Annotated in this window: 30 protein-coding genes and 2 tRNA genes; 21 read left to right on the top strand and 11 right to left on the bottom strand. The window is 61.6% G+C overall.

What is annotated here, in order from left to right; all coding sequences use genetic code 11:
• Positions 1-3 precede the first annotated feature (3 nt).
• From B5G03_RS04200 to B5G03_RS04130, 15 genes are all read left to right on the top strand, one after another.
• Complete coding sequence (locus B5G03_RS04200) at positions 4-555, top strand: cysteine hydrolase family protein (RefSeq protein WP_087180513.1); 552 nt, start codon at positions 4-6, stop codon at positions 553-555.
• Positions 552-2084, top strand: a complete 1533-nt coding sequence (locus B5G03_RS04195) for a glycosyltransferase family protein (RefSeq protein WP_087180512.1) — start codon at positions 552-554, stop codon at positions 2082-2084. Before B5G03_RS04200 ends, B5G03_RS04195 begins: the two co-directional genes overlap by 4 nt.
• A gap of 30 nt (positions 2085-2114) precedes the next feature.
• Positions 2115-3920, top strand: a complete 1806-nt coding sequence (lepA, locus tag B5G03_RS04190; RefSeq protein ID WP_087180511.1) for a translation elongation factor 4 — start codon at positions 2115-2117, stop codon at positions 3918-3920.
• Between the two features lie 392 nt (positions 3921-4312).
• Entirely contained in the window at positions 4313-4612 is a 300-nt protein-coding gene (locus tag B5G03_RS04185; RefSeq protein ID WP_087180510.1) for an ArsR/SmtB family transcription factor, read from the top strand.
• Positions 4609-5607, top strand: a complete 999-nt coding sequence (locus B5G03_RS04180; RefSeq protein WP_481808404.1) for a permease — start codon at positions 4609-4611, stop codon at positions 5605-5607. Before B5G03_RS04185 ends, B5G03_RS04180 begins: the two co-directional genes overlap by 4 nt.
• Before the next feature lie 18 nt (positions 5608-5625).
• Entirely contained in the window at positions 5626-5964 is a 339-nt protein-coding gene (locus B5G03_RS04175) for a thioredoxin family protein (RefSeq protein ID WP_087180508.1), read from the top strand.
• A 3-nt stretch (positions 5965-5967) separates the two neighbouring features.
• Positions 5968-6390 (top strand): arsenate reductase ArsC, encoded by a 423-nt coding sequence (locus tag B5G03_RS04170; RefSeq protein ID WP_087180507.1) that lies wholly within the window; start codon positions 5968-5970, stop codon positions 6388-6390.
• A gap of 122 nt (positions 6391-6512) precedes the next feature.
• Positions 6513-7058, top strand: a complete 546-nt coding sequence (locus B5G03_RS04165; RefSeq protein ID WP_162613324.1) for a putative ABC transporter permease — start codon at positions 6513-6515, stop codon at positions 7056-7058.
• A gap of 153 nt (positions 7059-7211) precedes the next feature.
• Complete coding sequence (locus tag B5G03_RS04160; RefSeq protein ID WP_087180505.1) at positions 7212-7592, top strand: ArsR/SmtB family transcription factor; 381 nt, start codon at positions 7212-7214, stop codon at positions 7590-7592.
• A gap of 51 nt (positions 7593-7643) precedes the next feature.
• Complete coding sequence (locus B5G03_RS04155; protein ID WP_087180504.1) at positions 7644-7859, top strand: cation transporter; 216 nt, start codon at positions 7644-7646, stop codon at positions 7857-7859.
• A 55-nt stretch (positions 7860-7914) separates the two neighbouring features.
• Positions 7915-9786 carry a heavy metal translocating P-type ATPase gene (locus tag B5G03_RS04150; RefSeq protein ID WP_087180503.1) on the top strand — a complete coding sequence of 624 codons (1872 nt, stop codon included), beginning with the start codon at positions 7915-7917 and terminating at the stop codon, positions 9784-9786.
• 115 nt (positions 9787-9901) lie between these two features.
• Entirely contained in the window at positions 9902-10153 is a 252-nt protein-coding gene (locus B5G03_RS04145; protein ID WP_087180502.1) for a sporulation transcriptional regulator SpoIIID, read from the top strand.
• Positions 10154-10290: 137 nt separating this feature from the next.
• Complete coding sequence (locus B5G03_RS04140; protein WP_087180501.1) at positions 10291-11142, top strand: NAD(P)/FAD-dependent oxidoreductase; 852 nt, start codon at positions 10291-10293, stop codon at positions 11140-11142.
• A 156-nt stretch (positions 11143-11298) separates the two neighbouring features.
• Positions 11299-11372 (top strand) — tRNA-Gln (locus B5G03_RS04135).
• Positions 11373-11412: 40 nt separating this feature from the next.
• A tRNA-Pro gene (locus tag B5G03_RS04130) sits at positions 11413-11488 on the top strand.
• Positions 11489-11535: 47 nt separating this feature from the next.
• Here the strand turns inward: B5G03_RS04130 and B5G03_RS04125 are convergent.
• Positions 11536-12522: a helix-turn-helix domain-containing protein gene (locus tag B5G03_RS04125; protein WP_087180688.1), complete on the bottom strand. Its 987-nt coding sequence runs from the start codon at positions 12520-12522 to the stop codon at positions 11536-11538.
• 177 nt (positions 12523-12699) lie between these two features.
• Here B5G03_RS04125 and B5G03_RS04120 point away from each other — a divergent pair, with 177 nt between their 5' ends.
• The 3 genes from B5G03_RS04120 to B5G03_RS17325 all read left to right on the top strand — a co-directional run bounded on the left by B5G03_RS04120 (position 12700) and on the right by B5G03_RS17325 (position 13917).
• Positions 12700-13053, top strand: coding sequence for a dihydropteridine reductase (locus B5G03_RS04120; protein WP_087180500.1), 354 nt, complete (start codon positions 12700-12702; stop codon positions 13051-13053).
• A 48-nt stretch (positions 13054-13101) separates the two neighbouring features.
• A complete protein-coding gene (locus B5G03_RS04115; protein WP_087180499.1) occupies positions 13102-13695 on the top strand; it encodes a TetR/AcrR family transcriptional regulator in 594 nt (197 codons plus the stop codon).
• A gap of 72 nt (positions 13696-13767) precedes the next feature.
• Entirely contained in the window at positions 13768-13917 is a 150-nt protein-coding gene (locus B5G03_RS17325) for a hypothetical protein (RefSeq protein ID WP_162613323.1), read from the top strand.
• Between the two features lie 61 nt (positions 13918-13978).
• Here the strand turns inward: B5G03_RS17325 and B5G03_RS04110 are convergent, their stop codons facing one another.
• From B5G03_RS04110 to B5G03_RS04095, 4 genes are read right to left on the bottom strand one after another with little or no spacing between them, the layout of a single operon-like run.
• Positions 13979-14362, bottom strand: coding sequence for a hypothetical protein (locus B5G03_RS04110; protein WP_087180498.1), 384 nt, complete (start codon positions 14360-14362; stop codon positions 13979-13981).
• 20 nt (positions 14363-14382) lie between these two features.
• On the bottom strand, positions 14383-15036 hold the full coding sequence (locus B5G03_RS04105) for a DUF3267 domain-containing protein (protein WP_087180497.1): 654 nt from the start codon (positions 15034-15036) through the stop codon (positions 14383-14385).
• Positions 15029-15712 (bottom strand): cysteine hydrolase family protein, encoded by a 684-nt coding sequence (locus B5G03_RS04100; protein ID WP_087180496.1) that lies wholly within the window; start codon positions 15710-15712, stop codon positions 15029-15031. The genes B5G03_RS04105 and B5G03_RS04100 overlap by 8 nt, the downstream gene beginning before the upstream one ends.
• Positions 15696-18422 carry a molybdopterin cofactor-binding domain-containing protein gene (locus tag B5G03_RS04095; protein WP_162613322.1) on the bottom strand — a complete coding sequence of 909 codons (2727 nt, stop codon included), beginning with the start codon at positions 18420-18422 and terminating at the stop codon, positions 15696-15698. Before B5G03_RS04095 ends, B5G03_RS04100 begins: the two co-directional genes overlap by 17 nt.
• A gap of 160 nt (positions 18423-18582) precedes the next feature.
• Between B5G03_RS04095 and B5G03_RS04090 the strand changes: the two genes are divergently transcribed.
• The 3 genes from B5G03_RS04090 (at position 18583) to B5G03_RS04080 (ending at position 19756) form a co-directional block, all read left to right on the top strand.
• A complete protein-coding gene (locus B5G03_RS04090) occupies positions 18583-18813 on the top strand; it encodes a hypothetical protein (RefSeq protein WP_087180494.1) in 231 nt (76 codons plus the stop codon).
• 143 nt (positions 18814-18956) lie between these two features.
• Positions 18957-19178: a YdbC family protein gene (locus tag B5G03_RS04085; RefSeq protein ID WP_058967105.1), complete on the top strand. Its 222-nt coding sequence runs from the start codon at positions 18957-18959 to the stop codon at positions 19176-19178.
• Positions 19178-19756, top strand: a complete 579-nt coding sequence (locus tag B5G03_RS04080) for a hydrolase (RefSeq protein WP_087180493.1) — start codon at positions 19178-19180, stop codon at positions 19754-19756. The genes B5G03_RS04085 and B5G03_RS04080 overlap by 1 nt, the downstream gene beginning before the upstream one ends.
• Before the next feature lie 74 nt (positions 19757-19830).
• On the opposite strand, the gene B5G03_RS04075 is transcribed toward B5G03_RS04080, so the two are convergent.
• The 6 genes from B5G03_RS04075 to B5G03_RS04050 all read right to left on the bottom strand — a co-directional run bounded on the left by B5G03_RS04075 (position 19831) and on the right by B5G03_RS04050 (position 26213).
• Positions 19831-20814 (bottom strand): coiled-coil domain-containing protein, encoded by a 984-nt coding sequence (locus B5G03_RS04075; RefSeq protein ID WP_087180492.1) that lies wholly within the window; start codon positions 20812-20814, stop codon positions 19831-19833.
• 84 nt (positions 20815-20898) lie between these two features.
• Positions 20899-22059, bottom strand: coding sequence for a cell division protein FtsZ (gene ftsZ, locus B5G03_RS04070; RefSeq protein WP_087180491.1), 1161 nt, complete (start codon positions 22057-22059; stop codon positions 20899-20901).
• A 189-nt stretch (positions 22060-22248) separates the two neighbouring features.
• Complete coding sequence (locus tag B5G03_RS04065; RefSeq protein ID WP_087180490.1) at positions 22249-23526, bottom strand: UDP-N-acetylglucosamine 1-carboxyvinyltransferase; 1278 nt, start codon at positions 23524-23526, stop codon at positions 22249-22251.
• A 112-nt stretch (positions 23527-23638) separates the two neighbouring features.
• Positions 23639-24733 (bottom strand): FtsW/RodA/SpoVE family cell cycle protein, encoded by a 1095-nt coding sequence (locus B5G03_RS04060; RefSeq protein ID WP_087180687.1) that lies wholly within the window; start codon positions 24731-24733, stop codon positions 23639-23641.
• 154 nt (positions 24734-24887) lie between these two features.
• Complete coding sequence (locus B5G03_RS17790; RefSeq protein WP_140401634.1) at positions 24888-25826, bottom strand: penicillin-binding transpeptidase domain-containing protein; 939 nt, start codon at positions 25824-25826, stop codon at positions 24888-24890.
• A 96-nt stretch (positions 25827-25922) separates the two neighbouring features.
• A complete protein-coding gene (locus B5G03_RS04050; protein ID WP_087180488.1) occupies positions 25923-26213 on the bottom strand; it encodes an ArsR/SmtB family transcription factor in 291 nt (96 codons plus the stop codon).

The raw sequence follows: 26213 nt of genomic DNA, 5'->3' as shown, positions 1-26213 counted from the left end.
GCTATGAGCAAGCTTTTGTGTGTTGTGGACTATCAGGTGGATTTTGTTTCCGGCGCGCTGGGCTTTGAAGCTGCCCGCGCCCTGGAAACTCCCCTGGCAGACCGGGTAAAGCAGGCCCTGGCCGATGGGTGGCAGGTACTGTTCACCCGTGACACTCACGGCGCGGAGTATCTGACCAGTCGGGAGGGACGTTTTCTGCCCCTGCCCCACTGCCTGAAGGGCAGCGAGGGCTGGCATCTGTACGGCCAGCTGGCGGAATACGAGCAGGCCGTGCTGCCGGGTGTGGCTTTTCTGGACAAGCCCACCTTCGGGGCCGAGGGCCTGCCCGCCGCGGTGCGGGCGCTGTGCGGCGGCGAGCCGGAAGAGATCGAGGTCTGCGGCGTGGTCACTAACATCTGCGTAGTGAGCAACGCCATTATGCTGCACTCGGCCTTTTTGAATGCGGACATCACGGTGCGCTCGGACCTGTGCGCCGCCGGCGACCCCGCAGACCACGAAAACGCCCTGCGCCTTTTGAAAGGCATGGGCTACCACATTGCGGAGGGCAGCCGTTGACCGGGCCGAATGTTCAGGCCGGGCTGCGCCGGACGGTTTGGCTGCTGTTTCTGGCCGCCTTTGCCTGCATTTTTCTGGTGATCGGGCTGCGCGGGCATCTGAATCTGAGCGTCCGCAGGCTGGCCTTCTGTGCCCTGCTGGCGGCGGGCGCGTTCGGGCTGCGCCGCTTTCTACCTTTGGTGAACCGGCTCAGCCCCGGCCGTTGGCGGGCGGTGTTCGGCGGCGGTCTGGTGCTTTTGCTGGCGCTGCAGCTGGGCAGCGGCTTTCTGCTTTTGCAGGACCTGACCACCTCCCCCTTCGACACCGAAGCGGTGCTGCGTACTGCCACCGAGCTGGCGCAAGGCATTGTTCCGGCTTCCTACAACGACTATTTTTCCAGTGTGGACAGCAATGTGCTGTGCATGTTCGTGCTGTACTGGATGTACCGGCCGGTGTATCTGCTCACCGGAGCCACCGGCCCTGCCTGGGCCATGGGGCTGAACGTTCTGTGCCTGTTCCTTGCGGCGGTGTGCGTATGCGGTGCGGCAGGCCTTTTGTGGGGCCGCCGGGGCAAGGCGGCGGCGCTTGTGCTTTGCCTTGTGTTCCTGCCCTACTACATCTTTACCGCTTTTGTTTACACCGACACCATGGCCGCACCGCTGGTGGCGGGCAGCCTGTGGGCCTTTCTGGCGCTGGAAGCCCGCTGGAGCCGCCTTTCCCAAAAGGCCCGGCTGCTGGGCTGCGCCGGTCTGGGCATTCTGGTTGGGGCCGCGTTTCTGATGAAGGGCAACGCCCTGCTGCTCTACCCTGCCTTTGCTGTGTACCTTGCGCTTCGGCCGGGATTCTGGGCCGGTCTGCGCCGCATCTGGCGCAGTGCGGTGGCTACGCTGCTGCTGTTTTATCTGGGCAGTGCGGCGGTGATCTTCAGCTTCAACGCCTACAAGTGGAACTGCGGGCTGCTGGATTTTTCCCTGTACGATTCCATGCATACCCCCACCACCCACTGGATCATGATGGGCCTGGAAAATGACGGCGCATTCAACAGCGAGAGCTTCACCTATACCGGCCGCTATCCCACCATTGAGGAGAAGAAGGCTGCAATCCGGGCCCGCATCCGAACCAATCTGGAGCACTTGTTTTCCAGCCCGCAGAGCCTTGCCTGGCTGTTTTTCACCAAGGCGGAGACCGACTGGTCGGACGGTCTGTACACCGCACCCCAGATGGTGAATCTTGCACCGGTGCATCGAACCTGGCTGCACGAATGGTTCAGTGTGGACGGCACACACGCAGATCTGACCGCGGATTTCGGCCAGGCAGTCTACTGGCTGCTCTGGGCCGCCGGCTTTGCAGTTGCGGCACGCGGGATTTTGAACCGCCGCACCGGAGACCACGGGCTGTTCTTCTGCGCAATCTGTCTGCTTGGGAACCTGGCGTTCCTTACCCTGTGGGAAGCCAACGCCCGGTATCCGTTTTGTTATTCCTGCTGCCTGCTGCTGTTCGGGGCCGCCCTGCTGGCCGCACCCCGCGGCGAAGACCGAGGCACATCTTAAATAAAGTTAAAAATATAGGAGGAGACGTTTTTGGCAAGAGATAACATCCGCAATTTCTGCATCATCGCCCACATCGACCACGGCAAGAGCACCCTGGCCGACCGCATTCTGGAAAAGACCCACAGTGTGGACGAGCGCCAGATGGAGGACCAGCTGCTGGATAACATGGACCTGGAGCGGGAGCGCGGCATTACCATCAAGGCCCGCGCGGTGACTCTGAATTACAAATCCCGCGACGGCAAAGACTATGAATTCAACCTGATCGACACCCCGGGCCACGTGGACTTCGGCTACGAGGTAAGCCGCAGCCTGGCTGCCTGCGAGGGTGCGATCCTGGTGGTGGACTCCAGCCAGGGCGTGGAGGCTCAGACTCTGGCCAACACCTATATGGCCATCGAACATGATCTGGAGCTGGTGCCGATTCTGAACAAGATCGACCTGCCCAGCGCCGAGCCGGACCGGGTTGCCCAGGAAGTGGAGGACGTGATCGGTCTGCCCTGCCTGGACGCGCCCCGGGTATCGGCCAAGATGGGCATTGGCATCGAGGATACTCTGGAGCAGGTAATCCAGGACATTCCCGCCCCCACCGGCGACGAGAATGCCCCGCTGAAGGCCCTGATCTTCGACAGCGTTTACGACAGCTACAAGGGCGTTATCGTATACATCCGCGTATTTGACGGCACCGTGAAGGCGGGCGACACCGTGCGCATGATGGCCACCGGCGCGGAGTTCACCCTGGTTGAGGTTGGCCGGATGGGCGCCACCAGCCTGACCCCCTGCGACAAGCTGCAGGCGGGCGAGGTAGGTTATCTGACCGCCAGCATCAAGACCGTACAGGACACCCGCGTGGGCGATACCGTGACCCTGGTATCCAATCCCACCCCGGAACCGCTGCCCGGCTACCGCAAGGTGACCCCCATGGTATTCTGCGGCATCTATCCCGTAGACGGTTCCCAGTACCCGGACCTGAAGGACGCGCTGGAGAAGCTGCAGCTGAACGACGCGTCCCTGAGCTTTGAGCCGGAGACCAGTGTGGCGCTGGGCTTTGGCTTCCGGTGCGGGTTCCTGGGTCTTCTGCATCTGGACATCATCACCCAGCGTTTGGAGCGCGAGTTTGATCTGGACCTGATCACCACGGCCCCCAGCGTAGAATACCGCATCACCATGACCGACGGTGAGGTGAAGGTGATCGAAAACCCCTCCGACTATCCCGATCCGGGCCGGATCGCCAAGCAGGAGGAGCCCGTTGTGGACGCCCACATCTACACTCCCAGCGAGTATGTGGGCAGCCTGATGGATCTGTGCCAGGACCGGCGCGGTACCATGATCGACATGAAGTATCTGGACGCGACCCGTGTGGACCTGCACTACGAGCTGCCTTTGGGCGAGATCGTATACGATTTCTTCGACGCCATCAAGAGCCGCAGCCGCGGTTACGCCAGCTACGATTATGAGATGAAGGGCTTTAAAGAATCCAAGCTTGTGAAGCTGGACATGCTGCTGAACGGCGACATGGTGGACGCCCTGTCCATGATCGTACATGCGGACAAGGCCTACGCCAAGGGCCGCCGTCTGGCCGAGCGTCTGAAGGAGAACATTCCCCGTCAGATGTTCGAAATTCCCATTCAGGCGGCCATCGGCGGCAAGGTCATTGCCCGCGAGACCGTGAAGGCCATGCGCAAAGACGTGCTGGCCAAGTGCTACGGCGGCGACATCACCCGTAAGAAAAAGCTGCTGGAAAAGCAGAAGGAAGGCAAAAAGAAGATGCGTCAGCTCGGCAGCGTAGAACTGCCCAGCGAAGCCTTCACCGCCGTCCTCAAACTCGACGAAGATTGATTTATCGGACTCGACCATTGGCCGGGTTCGATACGCAACTCGGTACGCACCGGGCTTTCCTCAGCGAAAACCTCCAGCTGCCTTTTTAGCGGACTCGACCGTTGACCGGGATGCAATACGCAATCCGGTGCGTACCGGATTTTCCTCAGCAAACACCACCGGCTGCCTTTGGCGAACTCGACCGGCAGCCGGGGTGCGGTACGCCCGGTCCATTAAAATCCGTGCTGCTTTGCGGCACACCTTACTTCTTCACTATTCACTCAACTCTCCCCGGCGGCAGGCCTTTCTCCTGCCGCCGGGCTTTTTTCCCCTTTTTGCGCTTCTCATATTGACATTCATCTATCTATGCAGTATACTCTCACATAGACAAAGTTCTATGTGAGGTGATTTACATGGTCGCTGCCGACGTTGCTCTGCTCTGCAAGGCTCTTGGCGATACCAACCGGCTGCAGATCGTTCAGATGCTTTCCGATGGCGAAAAGTGCGGCTGCAAGCTGCTGGAGCAGTTCCAGTTCACCCAGCCCACCCTTTCCCATCACATGAAGATTCTGTGCGAGTGCGGTCTGGTCAATGCCCGCAAAGAGGGCAAGTGGTCCCACTACTCCCTCAACCGGGAAACCCTGGAGGCCCTGCAGGCCTTCCTGGCCGGTCTGGGCCAGTGCTGTGAATGCAAGGAGGAGTGCTGCCAATGATATGGAATTTTCTCCAGGACCAGGTCCTGGGCATGAAATGGCTGAACAGCGCCATCGGCTCTTTGCTCGGCGCTCTCGGTCTGGACATCACTTCCCGTCTGGGCGGCAGCCTGCAATTCTTTTTGTATGATGTGATCAAGATCACCATCCTGCTGTGCACTCTGATCTTCCTCATCTCTTACATTCAAAGCTACTTCCCGCCCGAGCGCAGCAAAAAGATCATCGGCCGGTTCCACGGCCTGGGGGCCAACTGCATCGCCGCTCTCCTGGGCACCGTTACCCCCTTCTGCTCCTGCTCCTCCATCCCTCTGTTCATGGGCTTCACCAGTGCAGGCCTGCCTTTGGGCGTCACCTTCTCCTTCCTCATCTCCTCCCCCATGGTGGACCTGGGCAGTCTGATTTTGCTTGCCAGCATCTTCGGCGCAAAGGTGGCCGTGACCTACGTGGTAGTCGGTCTGGTCATTGCGGTGGCGGGCGGCAGCCTGATCGAAGCCCTGCACATGGAGCGCCATGTGGAGGACTTCATCCTCAAAGCGGGCAGCGTAGACATCCAGGCCCCTACCCTGACCCGCAGAGACCGCCTGACCTATGCCAAGGAGCAGATGGTGGACACCTTCCAAAAGGTTTTCCCCTACATTCTGGTAGGCGTTGGCATTGGAGCCATCATCCACAACTGGATTCCCGAAGCCTGGGTGGAGACGGTTCTGGGCAGCAGCAACCCCTTCGGCGTGATTCTGGCTGTTCTGGTGGGCGTTCCCATGTACGCGGACATCTTCGGCACCATTCCGGTGGCCGAAGCCCTGCTCTCCAAGGGCGCGCAGCTGGGTACCATCCTCAGCTTCATGATGGCAGTCACCACCCTGTCGCTGCCCTCCATGATTATGCTGCGTAAGGCCATCAAGCCCCGCCTGCTGGCTCTGTTCGTGGTCATCTGCACCGCCGGTATCATCCTGGTGGGCTACTTTTTCAACGCGGTTCAATTTCTTTTTGTTTGATCAAAGGAGGATATGACAATGGGATTGTTCTTTAAAAAGAAAAACGATGCACCGCAGGCTTCCTGCGGCTGCGGCACCGGCTGCGCTGCTCCGGTGGAAAGCGGTGACACCGGCCGCATGGTCAAGGTGCTGGGCGGCGGCTGCGCCAAATGCAACCAGCTGGAGGAAGCCGCCAAGGCTGCCATGACCGAGCTGGGTCTCACCCCCGAGGTGGACCACATCACCGATTTTTCTCAAATCGCCGCCTACGGCGTAATGACCACCCCCGCCCTGGTGGTCAACGGCAAAGTGGTGTGCTACGGCCGTGTGCCCGGCAAGGATGAGGTCAAGGACCTGATCCAGAAAGGGATGGAATAAGCCATGGATCAGATGATTCGCGTGGCCTTCGTCTGCGTGCACAACTCCTGCCGCAGCCAGATCGCCGAGACTCTGGGCAAAAAGCTCACCCCCGACGCCTTCGAGAGCTATTCCGCGGGCACCGAGACCAAGCCTCGCATCAATCAGGACGCCGTGCGCCTGATGAAGCAGCTGCACGGCATTGATATGGAAGCGACGCAGCACAGCAAACTGCTGGCCGAGCTTCCCCCTGTGGACATTGTGGTGACCATGGGCTGCAACGTAAGCTGCCCTACCCTGCCCTGCCGCCATCGGGAGGACTGGGGCCTGGAAGACCCCACCGGCCAGCCGGACGAGGTCTTTGAAGCCACCATCCGAGCCATCGAGCAAAAGGTACTGGACCTGTGCAGCCGAATCCAGAACCGCTCTGTTCCCGGCCTTTTTTAATCGCTCACTGCCCGGTTTGTGCCGGGCAGTTTTATTTTGCCCGAGCAACTTCCTTTTTCTTTCCTTGTATGGTATGATTTTTCCAGTTCCTTTGTATGATTTTTGCAAGGAGGGTGTGTCCCATGGCAAACAAAAAACACTGGCTGGCGGAATATTACCTGTATTTTGTGCTGTATTCTGTGCTGGGCTGGCTGTACGAGGTCTTTCTGGAAGTCGTGGTCTACCGGTGGGGCTTTTCCAACCGGGGCGTTCTGTTCGGACCCTGGTGCGTGGTGTACGGCACCGGCGCTTTGCTGCTGATTTTCTGCCTGGGACCGCTGCAGCGACGTCCGGTGCGTCTTGGCCGGGTGAACATGACCCCGGTTCTGGTGTTTATCGGCGTGGTGGTGCTGACCACTGTGCTGGAGCTGATCGCCAGCTACATCATGCAGGCCATCACCGGCGGCTGGCTGTGGGATTACACCAGCTACGCCTTCAACTTCCAGGGCCGTGTTGCCCTGAATCCCAGCATCCGGTTCGGGCTTGGCGGCATGCTCTTTTTGTATCTGCTCCAGCCCCTGTTCCGCCGCCTGAGCGCCAAAATGCCGGACCGCCTGCTTTTCGCGGTAAGCGGCAGCCTGGCCGCTCTGATGGCGATGGATACGGTATACACCTTTTTTCTGAAATAACATCGGTATTCAAACAGGCCGCTCTAATCAGAGCGGCCTGTTTTGTTGTTTTTTCGCTGTAGATTTTCTGACATACCATATTGACAGTCCGCTGCCCGCGCGTTATAATAAAGTCAACACATGAACACTTATTCATATGTGAGGTGATTTTGTATGACTCCCCACGAGCATCCGGCGGAGCACAAGGCCAATCTGGCCGTGGAATCCGCGCCCCTTCACCCGGACGCGGTGGAAAATGTGCGCGCCAACCTGCCGGACGATGAGTTCCTCTACGATCTGGCCGAGCTGTTCAAGGTCTTCGGCGACTCCACCCGCATCAAGGTACTGTTCGCCCTGTTTGAAAGCGAGCTGTGCGTGGGCGATATCGCCCAGGTGCTGGGGCTTTCCCAGTCGGCGGTGAGCCATCAGCTGCGGATTCTGAAGCAGTCCAAGCTGGTCAAGTTCCGCCGGGAGGGCAAGGCCGTCTATTATTCTCTGGACGACGATCACGTGCGGTCCATGCTTTCCATGGGCGCCGAACATGTGGAGGAATGACCCCTCTTTCCTATTAAAATGAAACAACACACTGCAAAGGAGTTTTGAATCATGCAAAAGAAATTCAGCATCGAAGTGGATTGTGCCAACTGCGCCGCCAAGGTGGAAGCCGCCGTGGCCCAGATTCCCGGCGTGAAGAGCGCCGCCGTCAGCTTTATGGCCCAGAAACTGGTCATCGACGCGGAGGAGGCGGACTTCGCCCGCATCCTGAAAGAAGTGGCCAAGGCAGGCCGCCGCATCGACCCGGATTTCGCCATCGACTTCTGACCCGGGGCCAAGTCTCCGATAAAATGGGCCTTCGGCCCTGCTTGAGGTGTTACCTATGACAAGAAAACAGACCCGCATGCTGCGCCGCATCCTGATTTCCATTGCGGCGCTGGTGGCGGTTTGGGTGCTCTGCGCCTTTGTGCCCCTGCCCTGGTACGCACAGCTGGCGCTGTATCTCGTCCCCTATCTGATCATCGGCTACGACGTGCTGCGCAAGGCCTTCCTGGGCGTGGTACAAGGCGAGATCTTTGACGAAAACTTCCTCATGGCCATCGCCACCGTGGGTGCACTGGCCCTACAGGAGTATCGGGAAGCCGCCGCCGTTATGCTGTTCTACCAGATCGGCGAGCTGTTCCAGAGCTACGCGGTGGGCAAAAGCCGGAAAAACATCGCCGCCCTCATGGACATCCGCCCCGACTATGCCAACCTGGAAACCAGCGAAGGCGTGCAGCAGGTGGACCCGGACACCGTGGCCGTGGGTGATGTGATCCTGATTCGTCCCGGCGAGAAGATTCCTCTGGACGGCGTTGTACTGGAGGGCAGCGGCACCATCAACACCAGCGCCCTTACCGGCGAGAGCCGTCCCCGCCGGGTAAGCCCCGGCGACGATGTGATCTCCGGCTGCGTGAACCAGGACGAAGTGCTGCGGGTAAAGGTATCCAAGCCCTTCGGCCAGTCCACCGTGGCCCGCATTCTGGAGCTGGTGGAAAATTCCAGCTTGAAAAAGGCCAAGGCGGAAAACTTTATCACCAAGTTCGCCCGTTACTACACCCCCGCCGTCTGCATCGGCGCGGCGGCGCTGGCCATCCTGCCCAGCCTGTTCACCGGTGAGTGGGGCGTCTGGGTGAGCCGCGCGCTCACCTTCCTGGTCATCAGCTGCCCCTGCGCGCTGGTCATCAGCATTCCTCTCACCTTCTTCGGCGGCATCGGCGGCGCTTCCCGCAGCGGCATCCTGATCAAGGGCGGCAACTACTTGGAGGCCCTGGCCCAGGTGAAGACCATCGTGTTCGACAAGACCGGCACCCTGACCCAGGGCGTGTTCCAGGTGACCGGCGTGTTCCCCGCCGAGGGCTTCACCGAGGACACCCTGCTGGAGACCGCCGCCCTGGCCGAGAGCTGGTCCAGCCATCCCATTGCCCAGAGCCTTCGTGCCGCCTGGGGCAAACCGCTGGATTCCGGCCGCACCCGGCAGGTACATGAGGAAGCCGGTCACGGCCTGACCGCCCAGGTGGACGGCGTGCCGGTTGCCGCCGGCAACGCCCGCCTGATGGAGCAGCAGGGCGTGCAGATTCCCCAGAGCAGCAAGCCCGCCGAGGGAGCCACCGTGGTGTATCTGGCCATCAACGGCGCCTACGCAGGCTTTTTGCAGATCAGCGACGTGGAAAAGCCCACCTCTGCCCAGGCCATTCAGAGCCTGAAACGGCAGGGCATCCGTACCGTAATGCTCACCGGTGACGCCAAGGCTGCCGCCCATCAGGTGGCCCAGCGCCTCGGCCTGGACGATTACCACGCTCAGCTGCTGCCCGGCGACAAGGTGGAAAAGCTGGAACAGCTGCTGAACGCCAAAGCCCCGAACACCACCCTGGCCTTTGTGGGCGACGGCATCAACGACGCGCCGGTGCTGCGCCGGGCAGACGTGGGCATCGCCATGGGCAGCCTGGGTTCCGACGCGGCCATCGAGGCGGCGGACGTGGTGCTGATGGATGACGACCCCGCTAAGCTGCCGCTGGCCTTGCGCATTGCCCGCAAGTGCCGCCGTATCGTGTACCAGAACATCGTGTTCGCTCTGGCGGTTAAGTTCCTGTGCCTGCTTCTGGGCGCGGTGGGCATCGCCAACATGTGGTGGGCGGTGTTCGCGGACGTGGGCGTGATGGTGCTGGCTGTGCTGAACGCCACCCGCATGCTGCGGCCGGTCAAGCCAGAATAATTCCACTTTATCCCCTGGAAGACAACCTCTTCCAGGGGATTTTGTTTGCCCGCATAGCGCGTTTCGCGCCCGCATACACATGAAATAAAACTCATGTGTGGGGGGATGCGCAGTTATGAAAGGCAACCCGGAGGAGCGGGCCGCACTGCTGGGCGAATACATTGCCTGCACCGGCGCCACGGTGCGCGCCGCGGCCGACCGCTTCGGCATCTCAAAAAGTACCGTCCATAAGGACGTGACGACCCGTTTGCGCCATCTGGACCCGGAGCTGTTCCGCCGGGCGCAGACGGTGCTGGAACGGAACAAGGCGGAACGCCATCTGCGGGGCGGAGCCGCCACCCGCAAAAAATATGCTCATCCACCCTAAGCGCCGTCTGTGACCAGATTCCTTTTCCCCTTGTGTGAAATCGGGTATAATAAAGAAAAAACCACCGCATGGCCTGTTGTATGGTCCTTTTGGACTCCACCGGGTGAAGCGGTTTCCACACACAAGGGAGGATCTTCATGGATCGATTCGACTGCGCCGTGATCGGCGGCGGCCCCGCCGGGCTTTCGGCGGCCATCAATCTCCATCAGCGCGGCAAGACCGTTCAGGTTTTGGGCGCCGCGCCCGGCTTTCTGGCCAAGGCCGAGCAGGTGGACAACTATCTGGGCATGCCCGGCGTGACCGGCGAGGAAATGCTGCGCCAGTTCTCCGCCCATGCGGCGGCGCTGGGTATTCAAGCGCTGCCCGGCCGGGTGGCAAACATCCTGCCCATGGGGGGCGGCTTCATGATCAACTTCAACGGTGAGATCCTGGAAAGCCGCACCGTGATCCTGGCCTGTGGCATCGCCCGGGCCAAGCCGGTGCCCGGCGAAGCGGAATTCCTGGGCCGGGGCGTTTCCTACTGCGCCACCTGTGACGGCATGCTCTACCGGGGCAAAAAACTGCTGGTCTGGGGTCTTTCTCCGGAGGCTGCCCATGAGGCTAACTTCCTGGATTCCATCGGCTGTCAGGTAAGCTTTGTGGCCGCCAAGCAGCCGCCGGAGCTGCGGGAGAGCGTGCGCTTCATCCCCGGCAACCTGAAAGCGGTGGGCGGCGAAGACGTGGTGCAGTGGGCCCAGATTGGCCCCAAGCAGGAGGCCTTCGACGGCGTGTTCATCCTGCGCAGTGCCATTGCACCGGATACACTGCTGCCCGGCCTGGCCATCGAGAACGGCTCGGTACCGGTGGACCGGACCATGGCTACCAATCTGCCCGGCGTATTCGCAGCGGGCGACGTGACCGGCGCGCCTCTGCAGGTGGCCAAAGCGGTGGGCGAAGGTCTGATCGCCGGACTGAGCGCAGCGGATTATCTGGACAAGAATCCTGCCTGATTTTCTTCTTTCAGAACACCCAGCGGGGGCCGCAGATCACCATGTGGCCCCCGCATTTATTTTTCGGCATTTTTTTGAAAAAAGGGGTTGACATTTGCAAACCCCGACGGTATAATAATAAAGCACTCAGGGCACGACCCCAGAGAGCAAAGATATTGGAGAATTGTGTAAGGGTAGCACGACAGACTCTGACTCTGTTTGTGAGGGTTCGAATCCTTCTTCTCCAACCAGAAATAGCAGCAGCCCACACGCTGCTGCTATTTTTTACATCGGGGTGTAGCGCAGTTGGTAGCGCGCCTGGTTCGGGACCAGGAAGCCGTGGGTTCAAGTCCCGTCACTCCGACCACAAAAAAGACCGCTGACTTTTGTCAGTGGTCTTTTTGCTTTCTATGCTCAGAGTTCACTCAATTTCTGTTCTTTCCGCACCGGGCGGATGTATTTCCAGAACCGTTTGCAGTCGTGGTAAAAATAGAACACCCTGCCCGGCGTGAGGTCCAGATGATAACCCGAAGCAGAATAGTCAAATTCCCGCATCGCTTGCTCCATGGCCTCCTCCACCGCGCTGTTCTCGGTTTCAAAATCGAAAGGCCCATGTTCAAACACGATGTAATCCCCTTCGGGCACCTCCATCAAAAGCATCTGCGGCGGCACTGGTCCATTGTAATCCAGCGGCAGGCGCACGCCATAGCACTCGGCCAACGGAATCCCCCAGCTGCAGATCCTTCCCGCGGGATCGTTGATAAAGCCCATAATTTGTCCGCTGCCGCTGTTCGCTTCGTCGCCGCCCAGATCGTCCAGTTTATCGGGAATGCTGTCCAGCAGGCCGCAGATCGTTTCACAGTCCTGCCCGGGGATAAGGCTCTGCTTTTGCCAGAAATCCCAATAGCCAATACTCTCATAATTTTTGATGTGGAGAAACTTGTGGGCGGGGATGGTGACGAAATAGGTTTTCACCCGACCTTGTGTGCTGGTCATACCAGTTTGCCCATTCTCCATCAGATAACAGTCAAAGGGGCGAAGGATCGTGCGCAGCGCCACCGGTACCGGATGCTTGCGGTACTCGCTGGGAGTGAGCCCATAGGCCTCCCGGAATGCGCGAGTGAAGGCCTCGTGGGAGGAAAAGCCGTGGTCCAGGGCGATCTGCAGCACGCTGTTATCGGTGTCGCGCAGCTGCCTGAGTGCAAACGCCAGCTTTCGGTATCGAAGGTAGTCTCGGAACTGCATCCTCGAGACCTGCCGGAATCTTCTGGAAAAATGGGATTCCGAATACCCAAACTCCTGCGCCAGCAGCTTCAGGGTCAGTGATTCATCGTGTTTATTCCGGATACAGTCGTCGATCCGGTCCACGACATGCTGGATCTTTTTCTGCCATTGTTCGATCATGTTTTATCCCTCCTGCGTTTCTACCCTCATTATACCTGCCAGCGCCGGATTTTGCTTGATTGGATTTGCGCTTTCTGCCAAACCGTGCCCGACACGGCGGCCGCTTTGTGTTGTTCCGCCTTTTTGGGGAAGCTGGTACAATAAGGCCATCACAACAAAGGAGGCCAATGTGCTATGAATACCGACAAAATTTACGCGGAACAACTGGCAAACGAATACGCGCCGAAAAACCATTCCAAGGTGATCGCGCTGCGCAAGCTGGACGCCCGTGCAAAGCTGCCCGCAACCGTTTTCACCTATTCTTTTGGCATCTGCACCGCTTTGATCACCGGGGTGGGCATGTGTCTTTCCATGCGGATCATCGGCAGTGGCAGCACCGCCATGTTCGTGCTGGGCGTGCTGATCGGCATCGCCGGGCTGGCCGGAATGGGCCTGAACTACCCGCTTTACAAACACCTGCTGGCTAAGGGCAAGCAGAAATACGCCTTTGAAATTATGGAGCTGGCAAAAGAAATCAGCGAAGCATAAACAAAAACCGGCCGGGCCTTGCCCGCAGACAAAAGGAGATGCAGTTCCTTGAACAAGACGGAAAGCAAATATTTCAGCACCGCGGCACGAATGGACGAGGCCTTCCTGGCTTTGCTGGAAAAGAAGGATCTGCCCTACATCACCGTGAAGGAAATCTGCCAGCAGGCCGGGGTGAACCGGTCCACCTTTTATCTGCATTATGAGACCATCGGCGACCTGCTGGCCGAGAGCGTGCAGTATATGACCGAACGCTTTCTGGACCACATGCGCCAGCGCACCGAGCCCTTTGCGGCCAGCGATAGATCACTTTCCGCCGGGCAGGCCTATTTTATCACGCCGGAATACCTGGAACCCTATCTGAGCTACATCGCACAGAACAAGCGGCTGTTCCGCACCGCCATGGAGCAATCCACCGTCCTGCGGCTGGACCGGGTATACCAGCGGATGTTCCGCCATGTGTTTTCCCCCATTCTGGAGCAATTTCAGGTTCCGGAGGAAAACCGTGCGTATCTGATGGCCTTTTACATCCACGGCCTGATGGCCATTGTGGACCAGTGGCTACAGAATGACTGTGCGGATTCCATCCAGAAGATCAGCGCCATCATGCAGCAGTGCGTGGCCCGGCCCGATCTAATCCCCTGAAGGCAAACCAAGTCCCAAAAGCAGTTCCCCCGCTCCTTTCTGAGTCAGGTGTGGGCACAGAACCCAGGAAGCATGTTACACATCATGACCTGCGGACGCTGGAAGCTGGAATCCATCAGCACCCACGAGTTCCCGCTGGAACAGCTGGAAACCGCCATCCGCACCGCCGCCGATGTGGAACGCGCCGGCAATGTGGTGGTCTGCATGCTCCCCAAGCCCTGACCCTTCTGTTCCCTAGCAAAAAAGCTCCCTGGCCGCGTGCCAGGGAGCTTTTTGCATCTTCTCATTGTTCGCCGCTTTGCCGGATGGGTCTTCCGATGCCCATTTCCTGCCGCCAGCGGGGCGGCGGGCCGTCGTCGCCCCAGTATTCCTCCAGCGCGGCGATCCGGTCCTTCTCAATTTGAAAAAAGGAGGTCACATGACAGGAGACCGTTTTGTCCCGGGAGTACACATGCACCACCGTGATGAGCAAGCTGTCGGTCTGCTCAAGCCGTTCGATCTGGCCGTCCCAGCTGCCGGGGTATTCACAATTGGCCCGGAGAAACTCCTCCACCGTGAACTGCTCGTCGGTGTTGGGCCAGCGAACCACCGCGTTCTTTCGGAAGAAGGGCCGCATCTCTTGTGCATTTTGCGCCAGCGCGGCGCGCCAGTAACGCTCTAGATCCATGCCGTTCGTATCCCCTTTCCTCAGGCGGCGGGTGCATCGCTGCCCGCCGGTTCAAAAACCACCAGCCCACATTCATAGGGATGGTCGTAGTACACCGCGCCGGATTTTTTGGGATGGCGCAGCATCTTGAGCACGATCAGAAAATCTCCGCCGCCGCCCAAAATCATCAGCTCCGCCAGCGAAAACAGCCACAGGCTGCCCTGGGAGGTGGCAAGTGCTGCCAATCCGAAGCCCAGGACCAAGGTTGGCATTAGTCCGCCCAGCAGGTACTGCCAGCGCTTCAATCCATCGGTGCAGGTGCAGTAGGGGGTGAGCATCTGCCAGATCACCCCGAAGGCGATGGCCTTGAAGCCATGGGGCGCCATCAGTCCCCAGGTCAGGCCATGAATGGCCTCGTGCAGCACCATCAGCACCAAAAATACCAGCAGCCAGAGCAGCAGCCCGGAAAAGGAGATATACAGTTCCTTTACCGGGTTCAAGGCGAAAAAAATCACTGCCGCCGCAACCAGAAAGGGCAGCATGATCACCACTGCCATCCCGTTGGCCTGCACCACATCCACCACCAGGTCCACCCGCCGGTAGCCCTGTTCCTTCATCCGGTCACTTAAACGCTGTAATGCTTCACAGCGGGCTTGTTCCCGAGGGGAGAGCTTGCGTCCAGGGTTTTCAGCCATGGGCCTGCTCGCTTTCCCAATGCTGCAAAAGCGCGCCGGAATCCACCACCAGACCCAGATGCAGCGAGATCATCTGCAGTGCGGGCTGCTCCAGCTCCTCGGTGCCGCGGGTCAGATCGCCGGGCACCACCACCCGGAAGTCCCGGTTGGCCCCGTCAAAGGCGGTGTTGAGCACGCAGCAATCGGTCATGCAGCCGGTGAGCACGATCCGCCGGATGCCCAGGTTCCGCAGCAGCAGCTCCAGATCGGTGGCATAAAAAGCGGAAAGCCGCTTTTTGCCGTTCACCCGGTAATCGGTGGGCTCGGTTTCGATGCTCATCTTGTTCCAGCGGGTGCCCTCCAGCGCGTGCTGGGCAATGTTCGGGATCTCACCCACCGTGATGGGAAAGACCATCCGCCAGGCCGAGGGGTACAGCCGCTCGTCGGCACCGTCCGCCCGGAGGGTACTGCGCACATGGATCACCGGCAGGCCCAGCGCCCGGCAGCGAGACAGAAACTCGTTCAGCGGCTGGACGATCTGCCGCCCCCGGGGAGACGGGCAGGGGCAGTCTGGGTCCTGGGAAAGGTGGCCGTCGTGCATATCAATGGTGATGACGGCGGTGTGGGCGGGGTCCAGGAACTCCGCGGCCAGCTGCTCGTTTACCGTTTTTTCCACTCCGTTAAAATAAGCGTTCATCGCAAACTGCCTCCTCGGTTTCTTCTTGTTCAGCCAATGCTTCCAGAATGCGCTGCGGCGTGGCGGGCAGAGTGCGGATGCGCACGCCCACCGCGTCATAAATGGCGTTGAGCACCGCCGGGGTCATGGGTACAGTGGCCACCTCGGAGATGCCCTTGGCCCCGAAGGGTCCCAGCGGCTCCGGGTCCTCCACCAAAGCGATCTCGTAATCCGGGGTCTCGCCCGCCCGCGGCAGGCCCAGCTGGTCATACCGCAGCGTCAGGGGCACGCCCTTCTCGCTGGGGAACTGCTCCTGGATCGCATAACCGATGCCCATGGAGCAGCTGCCCTGGATCTGGCCCTCGATGATGTGGGGGTTGATAGCCCGGCCCACGTCGTGGGCGGCGATCACCTTCAGCACCCGCACCTGGCCGGTGGCCTTGTCCACCTCCACAAGGGCTGCCTGAGTGGTGTAGGCATAGGCCGGATAATTGCGGTAGTTTTCGCCCTCCTCCCGGCGGGCCCGCTCGTCCTCCAGCTTATAGGTGGGCGGGGCCACGAACCGGTACTGAGCACTGCGCCGCTGGCCCGGCTGCCAGGGGTCTTTCTCGCAGATCTCCTTCAGACGGGCGGCCGCTTCCACCACTGCCCGGCCGGAGTTCAGGGTCTGGCGCTCGCTCACTGCCTGGCCGTGGGGCAGAGTGGCGGAGGTATCGCCGCAGAACACGTCGATCTGCTCCGGGTCAAAGCCGGTGGCCTCGGCGCACAGCTGCAGCATGGCGGTACGGAAGCCCTGGCCCATGTCGATGCCGGAGACCTGCATGCGCAGCCGTCCATCCTCGCAGATGGTCAGGATGCAGCCGCCGTCGTCCGGCACGCCCTTGCCCACGCCCACGTTTTTGAAGCCGCTGGCCACGCCCACGCCCAGCACCTTGCTACCCTGGGGGTAACGGGGCCGGTATTCTTCCAGCGCCTGTTTGGTGAGCCGCTCGCAGGCGTCGATGGTTTCCAGCAGGCCCACGCTGTGGCGCAGCACCTCGCCGCCCACGGTGGACGCGCCGGGCCGCAGTGCATTGCGGCGGCGGATCTCAAAGGGGTCCATGCCCAGCTTACGGGCTGCCTCGTCCAGCATGGTCTCGATGCAGATGGCACCCTGGTTGATGCCGAAGCCCCGGAAGGCTCCGCCCAGCACGTTGTTGGTGCGCACCGCCTTACCTTCCACCCGCAGGTTGGGAATTTGGTAAGGTCCGCCCGCAAAGATACAGGCCTGCATCAGTACGCCGGTGCTCAGGTTGTCGTAGGGGCCTGCGTCGCTGCACAGCTGGGCATCCAGGCCCAGAATGTGGCCCTCGCCATCCACGTCCACCCGGTAGCTAGTTTCGAAGGCATGCCGCTTGGTGGACAGCAGCAGGGATTCCCGCCGGTCCAGTGCCACCTTCACCGGGCGTCCGGTGACCGCGCAGGCCACGGCGGCAGCTGCCTCCACGTGGGCATCGCACTTGCTGCCAAAGGCTCCGCCCAGCTGGGTGCCCACCACCCGCACCTGCTCCTCGGGCAGGGCCAGGATGGCCGCCAGCATCCGGCGGATCTCAAAGGGCGACTGGGTGGTGGCATACACGGTGAGCAGGTCCTGCTCGTAGCAGGCCAGGGCGCACTCCGGCTCCAGACAGCCGTGCTCCACCCGCTCCAGCCGGTAGTTCGCGCCCACTGAGGCGGCGCTGCGGGTTCGGGCCTGGTCCAGGTCCCCCACCGTCCGGCCGTTCTGGGCCAGGATAGCCCCCTCCTCCAGGCCCTGCCGGATGGTATATACCCCTGGCTCCTCGTCCCAATCCACCCGGACCGCTTTTGCGGCGGCGCGGGCGTGGTCCTCGGTATCCGCCAGCACCAGAGCCAGCATGTCGCCCAGGAAAGCAAACCGCTCGGTGCAGAAGACCGGCTGCTCCCGCTCAAAGGTGCCCAGATGATTGTCGCCGGGGACCCGTTCGCCGGTGAGGATGTCGAACACACCGGGCATGCTTCGGGCCTGTTCCAGCTCCAGCGCCCGCAGCCGTCCCGCCGGAGCGGGCGCCCACACAAAGACGCCGAACAGCATATCCGGGCGTGTCATATCGTTGCAGTATTGCAGGGAGCCGTCCGCCTTCGCCGGGCCGTCCACGTCCCACAGGGCGTGCCCCAGCACCCGGCCGGGGGCGGGCTGCTGCTCCCCTTCGGCCCCGATCAGAGTGGTATGCTCCTTGGTGCGTGCCCAATCCGCGCCGGGCTCCTCGCCCCGCAGACGGGCAGCCGCCAGGCGTACCGCTTCGATGATCTTCACATAGCCGGTGCAGCGGCAGTAGTTGGCCGCCAGCGCCTGGCAGATCTGCTCCTCGGTGGGGTCCGGCACCCGGTCCAGCAGGGCCTTGGTGGCCAGCACCATGCCCGGGGTACAGAAGCCGCACTGCACCGCGCCCACATCCAGAAAAGCCTTCTGGATAGGATGCAGGCCGCTGTCCGGGCCTTTCAATCCCTCGATGGTGAGCACCGCTTTGCCCTTCACGCGGGCCAGCGGCGTCACGCAGGAGCGCACCGGCCGCCCGTCCAGCAGAACGGTGCAGGCTCCGCACTGGCCGGTGCCGCAGCCGTTCTTGGCCCCGTTCAGGCAGGCCGTGCCCCGCAGGTACTGCAGCAGGCTCTGGCCCTCGTCCTGGGCGGTGACCGGGCTGCCGTTCAATTCAAATCGAACCTGGGTCATCCTCTCTCTTCCTCCCTCCGCAAAGGGCCTTTGCCCCCTGCCCGGCGCGCCTTGCCGGCATGCCGTTTTTCCTGGTGTTATTATAGCACGCCCCACCCGGCTTGCCAATGGCATAACAAAGTGCGCACCGGGGCAGGCTAAGGGCAAGGAGGTGACAGCAATGCCACGCAAGCAATCCGACCAATCCCCCAAACACAGCGGACGCCAGACCGGTCCCTCCGGCTGCATCGGGCCTTCCCGCAACGCGCAGCAGGCCCGGGCCGAGGGTACGTTGCAGCCGGATCTTGCCTACACCGGCCAGCAGGCCACGCCCGGCCCCGAGGGCTGGGTGGAAAGCGGCGCCACGGTGCGCAGCAAGCAGAAGAGCAAGGAGCAGTTTCCCCAGGGCTGAAGATTCCCCCGGCGGTTCCTCTGCCCTGATTTTACCAGTTGGGGCTTGCATTCTTCCCTTCCATCCATTACAATAAGGTCTGATAACACCCAAGGGGGGCTTTGTGCCCCTTCAAATCATGGATGAAGGAAGGATATTTTCCCATGGCAGAATTCAAATATGAGATCACCGAACGCATCGCTGTGCTGTCCCAGAGCGCCAACGGATGGGAGCGCCAGCTGAACATGGTGAGCTGGAACGACCGCGAGCCCAAATACGACATCCGCGACTGGTCCCCGGACGGCACCAAGATGGGCAAGGGCATCAGCCTGAGCCACGACGAGATGGCCATCCTGAAGGGCATCCTGGAAGAGCTGGAGCTGTAATGGGCTACCAGGAGGATTTTTGCAGCCTGCTTTCCAGCCAGGTGCAGCGCCACGGCGTGGACAAGCTGCTGGAATGGCTGGCCGGCACCGACTTCTTCCGCGCGCCTGCCTCCACCCGGTTCCACGGGGCCTGTGAGCAGGGCCTGGTGATGCACAGCCTGAATGTGTACCAGGCCTATATGGACCGCTTTTATGAGGAAGGCGTGGACAATCTGGAGAGCGTGACCCTGTGCACCCTGCTCCACGATCTGTGCAAGGCCAACTATTACAAGGCGGGCACCCGCAACGTGAAGAACGAGGCCACCGGCCAGTGGGAAAAGGTCCCCACCTTCAACGTGGAGGACCAGTTCCCCTACGGTCACGGCGAGAAGAGCGTGTTTCTGATCGAGCGCTTCGTGCGGCTCAAGCCCGCCGAGGCAGTAGCCATCCGCTGGCACATGGGCGGTTTTGACGACGCTGCCCGGGGCGGCAGCTGGGCCATCAGTCAGGCCTACGACGCCTACCCGCTGGCGGTGAAGCTGCACATGGCGGACCTGACCGCCACCTATCTGATGGAAAAGGGCACCGGCCGTCACTGACCGGCCGCCGCTTCTCTTCAAAACACAAAAAGCATGGAACGGAAAATCCGCTCCATGCTTTTTCTTTCTATCCTTTACTTTTGCAGCAGCTTGTCCAACAGGTCCAGAAGGTTCTGGCTGCGGGAGGGTGCTTTCGGGGGCTTGGGCGGCTGCTCAGGGCTTTTGGGTGCCTTGGGCGCTGCCGCTGCATGCCGGGGCTTGCCTGCCGGGGCGGGCTGGGGATACCGGGCCGTCTGGCTTTCCAGCCGGTCCAGACTCTGCCGGGTCTCACCCAGTGCGTCGTAAATGCTGCCGGTGGCCTGCTGCAGCTGCTGGGCCGCCTGATTGATCTGGACATCCACCTGAGCCAGCTGCTGGCGCAATTCCCGGATGCTGTCAGCCACGCGGCGGCTGCTCTCAGCCAGACGGGCCTGCTCGGCGCGGGCGTAGTCCAGCTGGCGCTGACGCTCGGCGGCCATCTGCTGGCGCTGAGCCAGCTTCTTCTCTTCCAGTTCCCGGAAGCGCCGGTCCAGGCTGCGGCCCCGCTCCTCCACGTTTTTCAGCAGCTCGGCGGCCTGCTGTTCGCTCTTTTCCCGGAAGCTTGCCTGCTGCTGGTCCAACTGGCGGGCACAGGCCTGCTTTTGTTCTTCCACCGCCTGGCGGGCCTGCTCCACCTCCTGCTGGCGGCTGGCAAGCAGCTGCTGCAGGTTCTGCAGGTCAGCCCGCAGCACCACCGCCTCCTGCTCCTTGGCGCAGAGACGCTTCTGGTAAGTATCGGCGTTTTCCCGGGCACTGAGCAGCTGGCTTGCCAGACCGCTGGCCCGCTCGGTTTCCTGGGCGGTGAGCTTTTCCTGAGCGGCCAGCTTATCGCACACCTCCCGGGTCTTGTCCACCAGGAGCTGCTTGTCCTTTTTCAGCTGCTCCACTTCCTGGCGCAGTTTGTCCGCTGTCTGCTGCAGCGCCTGTTTTTCCGCCTGGTTCTGGGCGGTGAGCTGCTCGATGTAGGCCAGCACATCGGCCTTTTTGAAGCCTCCCACCACCGCTGTTTTGAATTCGCCCGGCTTTTGCTGCTCTGCCATAGGGCAGCCCCTCCTCGCTGTTATTTCCGCAAGAAATACTGGCCCCGCGGCACAAAAATGCCGCGGGGCCTGAAACTTCAATGTTTATTTGCGCTTGTTCAAAAGGCCCATGATCTGATCGAAATAATCCCGGTCATCGTCGTCCTCGGTGCTGGTGGAAGTGCCCATGCCGCCGGAAACGGTGGAACCGCTCACGCTGGAGGCGCTGGAATCACTGCTGAACACCGCCGAAGGCATACCGGTGGAGCTGGATGCCGCCGGACGCTCGGGCATGGGCACGTTGCTGCCCACGTTCTCGAAGCCGGTGGCTACCACGGTCACGCGCATCTCGTCGGACATGCTTTCGTCGAACGCGGTACCCCAGATGATGTTTGCATCCGGATGAGCGGACTGGGTGATCAGGCTGGAAGCCTGCTCCACCTCCTCCAGGCCGATGTCCGGAGAAGAGGTGATGTTGATGATAACGCCCCGGGCGCCGGAGATGCTGGTCTCCAGCAGCGGGCTGGAAATGGCTGCTTTGGCCGCGTTCTCCGCCTTGCCCGCACCCTTGGCGCTGCCCACGCCCATGTGGGCGTAGCCGGCGTCCTTCATGATGCTGCGCACGTCGGCGAAGTCCAGGTTGATGAAGGCGGGAATGTTGATCAGGCTGGAGATGCTCTCCACGCCCTGACGCAGCACGTTGTCGGCCGCTTCGAAGGCGTTCATCAGGGTGATTTTCTCCTGGCTGATCAGCTTCAGGCGCTCGTTGGGAATCACGATCAGGCTGTCCACATGCATGAGCAGCGCGGTGATGCCCTGCTCGGCCAGGCTCATCTTGCGGCGGCCCTCAAAGGCAAAGGGCTTGGTCACGATGCCAACGGTCAGGATGCCCAGCTCATGGGCAACCTCGGCCACCACGGGAGCAGCGCCGGTGCCGGTGCCGCCGCCCATACCGGCGGTGATGAAGGCCATCTGAGCGCCCTTCAGCGCGCTGGCGATCTCGTCCTTGCTCTCCTCGGCAGCACGCTGGCCGATCTCCGGATCAGCGCCCGCGCCGCGGCCCTTGGTCAGCTTTGCGCCCAGCTGCACCTTCTGGGTGGCGTGGCTCTTGAGCAGAGCCTGCTGGTCGGTGTTCATGGCGATGAACTCCACGCCCTGAAGGCCGGCCTCCACCATGCGGTTCACGGCGTTGCCGCCGCCGCCGCCCACGCCGATTACCTTGATATTTGTGATATTCTGCATCTCTTCATCGAGAACGAATGCCATTGAAACTTCCCCCTAAAGTATTATTCCGTCTATTTGATCTGGCCGTGCCCCAGTGCGAAAAGCATCGGGCATACATAGGCCACTATAATATCAATACAGCTATTAATAGAGTACCAGATAATGCGAACAAATTCAAGTGCAAGAATGCGGCCATTTCACAGTTTTTTCCTCATACTCGGGGGGATGCTGTCACTCCTCGTCCTCCTGCATCGCCAGCTGCACCTTTGCCCCCAGACTTTGCAGGGTGGCGGGCAGGCCCAGGTATCCCCGGCGCAGATGTTCCAGGCCAAATACCTGGCTTTCGCCGGATGCTGCCAGAGCAGCCACCACCAGGGCAGCCGTGCCCCGCAGGTCGCTTCCCTGCACCTTCGCACCGGTGAGCCGCCGCACCCCTGTGATCTCCACCGCGCGGCCCGCCCGGCAGGCCTGGGCCCCCATGGCTGCAAAGCCCGCGGCGCAGGCAAAGCGGTTCTCAAACACTGTGTCCTCCACGGCGCTGCGGCCCGCGGCACACAGCAGGGCCGCGGCCACCACCGGGGCGGCATCGGTACAAAAGGCGGGATACACCCCGGTGTACACCCGGCCCACCCCTTTTAAGGTCCGGCTGCGCTCCACCAGAAACGCCCGGTCCAGCCGCTGCACCCCGCAGCCCGCCAGCTCCAGCACCGACAGCACCGGCTCCAGAAACTCCGCCGGGCAGCCCTGGATGCGCACCTGCCCGCCCGCGCTGGCCACCGCCGCCGCCATGGTGGCGGCATAGATCCGGTCCGGAATAGGGGTATAGTCCACTCCATGCAGCTCAGGCCGCCCATGCACCCGGATCACCGGACTGCCTGCTCCCTGAATGGAGGCTCCGCAGGCGCACAGGTACAAAGCCAGGTCCACGATCTCCGGCTCCCGGGCCGCGCCCCGCAGCACCGTTTCCCCTTTCGCCAGCACCGCCGCCATGAGCAGGGTCTCGGTGGCTCCCACGCTGGGCAGGCGCAGGGCGTAGTCCACCCCGTGCAGACCACGGGGGGCGGTGAGCACCAGCTGGCCGTCCTCCCATTGGGTTTGCGCTCCCATCCGGTTCAGGCCCTCCAGATGGATGTCGATGGGCCGGGGCCCCAGCTTGCAGCCGCCGGGCATGGGCATCTGCACCCGGCCGAAGCGGTGCAGCGCCGGGGCCAGATAAAACACCGAGCTGCGCATGGACCGGGCCGGGCCGTCCGGCAGGATACCCCGCCCCTGTGCGCCGTCCGCTCGCAGGCGCACTGCCTGCCCCTGGCGCTGCACCTGACCGCCCAAGGCGGTATAAATGGCAACGCTTTGTTCCACATCGGCCAGCGCCGGCGCCTGCCGCAGCAGTGTCTCGCCCCGGCAAAGCATGCTGGCCGCGATCAGCGGCAGAATGCTGTTTTTTGCGGCGGGCACAATCGCCTGCCCGAACAGAGGCCGCCCGCCCGTGATCTTCAGATACTCCCCCACATCAATCGCCCCTTTTTTGCTGGATTTTCAATCGTTTAGCCCAATGTATGTGACCGGGCGTTTTGATGTGAAAAAAGCGGAGAAAGTTTTTCTGTCGAGAAAAAGTGGCCGTTTAATATTTTTCCTGCAAGCCCTGCCTGCTCACCGAGAGCACGATGCCCATCTCGCCCAGCAGCATCATCAGGCTGGTGCCGCCGGAGGAGAAAAAGGGCAGGCTGATGCCGGTGTTGGGAATGGTGTTGGTGACCACCGCCATGTTCAGTACCGCCTGCATCACCACCTGGACCACAAAGCCCACCGTGAGCAGGGCCCCGAATTTATCCGGCGCGCGCAGGGCGATCACCGCCCCCCGCAGCAGGAGCAGCACAAACAGCAAAATCACCAGACAGGCTCCCACGAAGCCCAGCTCCTCGCAGAGGATGGAAAAGATAAAATCGTTCTGGGGTTCGGGCACATACAGGTATTTCTGGCGGCTGTTGCCCAGCCCCAGGCCGGTGGCTCCCCCGCTGCCGATGGCATACAGGCTCTGGATGGTCTGGTGGCCGTCGCCCAGCGGGTCGGAAAAGGGGTCGATCCAGCTGGACAGCCGGTCCGCCGCATAGGGCACCAGATCCGGCAGCAGGATCACCGCACCGGCGATGGCCGCCGCCCCCAGGCCGCCCGCCAGGGCAAACCAGCGCATACCGGTGCCGCCCACGAACATGAGCACCGCCCCGATGCCGAACAGCAGCAGCGTGCCGGAAAGGTGGGGTTCCAGCAGCATAAGCACCGCCAGCACCCCCAGAATAGCCGCGAAGGGCAGCACTCCCACCGAAAACCGCTTCATCCGCTGATGGTTCAGCGAGATGATATGGCTGAAAGTGAGAATCACGGAAAATTTTGCGATCTCGCTGGGCTGCAGGGTGCCCAGGCCGGGCAGCACGATCCAGCGCTTGCAGCCGTTGTATTCCGGCATGAAGAGCACCACCACCAGCAGCACCAGCGAAAGAGCCAGCATGGGCCAGGCCAGCTTGTGGTAGATGTGGTAATCCACCCGGCTGGCCAGATACAGAGCGATCAGGCCCACCGCCGCGAACAGCAGCTGCGGCCGGATGTAGGCGAAGGCGTCGTTGCGGCGGTAGAGAGCCACCGCATAGCTGGCGCTGTACAGCATCACCAGTCCGAAGGTCACCAGGGTGAGGACCAGCACCAGAAAGGGCAGGTCCATGGGCGGGAGCCGGTGGCCCAGCAGCTCCCGAAAAAAACGTTTGTTCGGCCCGGAGGCGGCCTGCTGCCCGCCCCGGTGTTGCCGGATCTGCTCCATGGAGCATTCCTCCTTTTTTCGGCTCGTTTTGTGGCAGTATGGCCCGGCGCGCCACCTGCTATTCCGGTTTCACGTCGTCGCCGTCCGGCGGGGCGGTGGGGTCCCGGAACTCCACCGTGACCGCCGTGCCCATGGCTGCGCTCTCCCCCGGTTTCAGGTTCTGGCTCACCGCCACTGCATCCTCACTTTGCACCGCGCCCACAGCCACCAGATTCAAACCCGCGCCCTGCAGATTGGCCTGCACCTGGGTCAGGCTCTGGCCGTCCGTGGCGGGCACCTGGGTGGCAAGCAGCTCCATGCCCTCCTCGGTATACAGCAGCACCGTGCTGCCCCGGGGCATGGTCTGCCCGGCGGCCGGGTACTGCTCCACCACCGAATCGCCGCCGCCCAGCACCTTGGCCGCAAAGCCGTTTTCCTGCAGTTGGGCCACCGCATGTTCCGTGTTTTTTCCGGCGGTGTCCGGTATGGAAGCCTCCATCCGCTCCTTCTCCGCCGGGGTGTAGCGGCGGGGGGTGTCGTAATATTCCAGGGTATCCTCGATCACCCGGGCCACCACCGGACCAGCCAGCGTGCCGCCGCTGCTGGTGTAGGTGTGGGGCTCATCCAGCACGATAAGCACCGCAATGCGCGGGTCCTCAATGGGGGCCACTCCGATGAAGCTGGCCACCCGGGCTTTTTCGTCCTCCGAGTCCAGCTTTTGGCTGGTACCGGATTTTCCGCCCACCGCATAGCCCGCCACATAGGCGTTTTTGCCGCCGCCCTCCTGCACCACGCTCTGCATCAGCTGGCGCATGGTGGCGCTGGCCTCCTCGCTGATGACCTGCCGCTTCACGGTGGGCTCGGTCTGCTGTACCACATCCCCCTGCGGACTCACCACCTGCTCCACCACATAGGGCTGCATCAGCTTGCCGCCGTTCACGATGGCACTTACCGCCGTGATCACCTGGATGGGCGTGATCTTGCTGGACTGGCCGAAAGCGCAGCTTGCCAGCTCCACCGGACCCGTCCGGTGTTCCAATTGGACTAAAACAAAACAGGCGGGAAACAGTTCTGGTCCTGCTTCCCGCCTATTTTATGACTCATAAGATATTGATCAACCAGCTTCGCTGCAATACTCCTTTTTCAGCAACGCCATCAGCGCATACAGCCGTTCGTCCTTGATGGAGTAACGCACGAACTGGCCCTGCTTTTCGGCCTGGACCAGCTGGCCCGCCCGCAGCTTTTGCAGATGCTGCGACAGAGCCGGTCCACTGATGCCCGGCACCGTTCCCGCCAGCTCACCCACCGTCATGGGCTTTTCCAGCAATGCGCACAGGATCAGCAGCCGGTTCTCATTGGCCAGCTGGCCCATCAGCTCCGCAATTTGCCGTGCCTGTTCCCGCAT

The organism is Gemmiger sp. An50 (genome assembly GCF_002161595.1).
In the GTDB taxonomy this organism is placed as follows: Bacteria; Bacillota; Clostridia; order Oscillospirales; family Ruminococcaceae; genus Allofournierella.
Note: the sequence above shows the minus strand (reverse complement) of the source record. Positions and strands in the feature narration are given on the sequence as shown.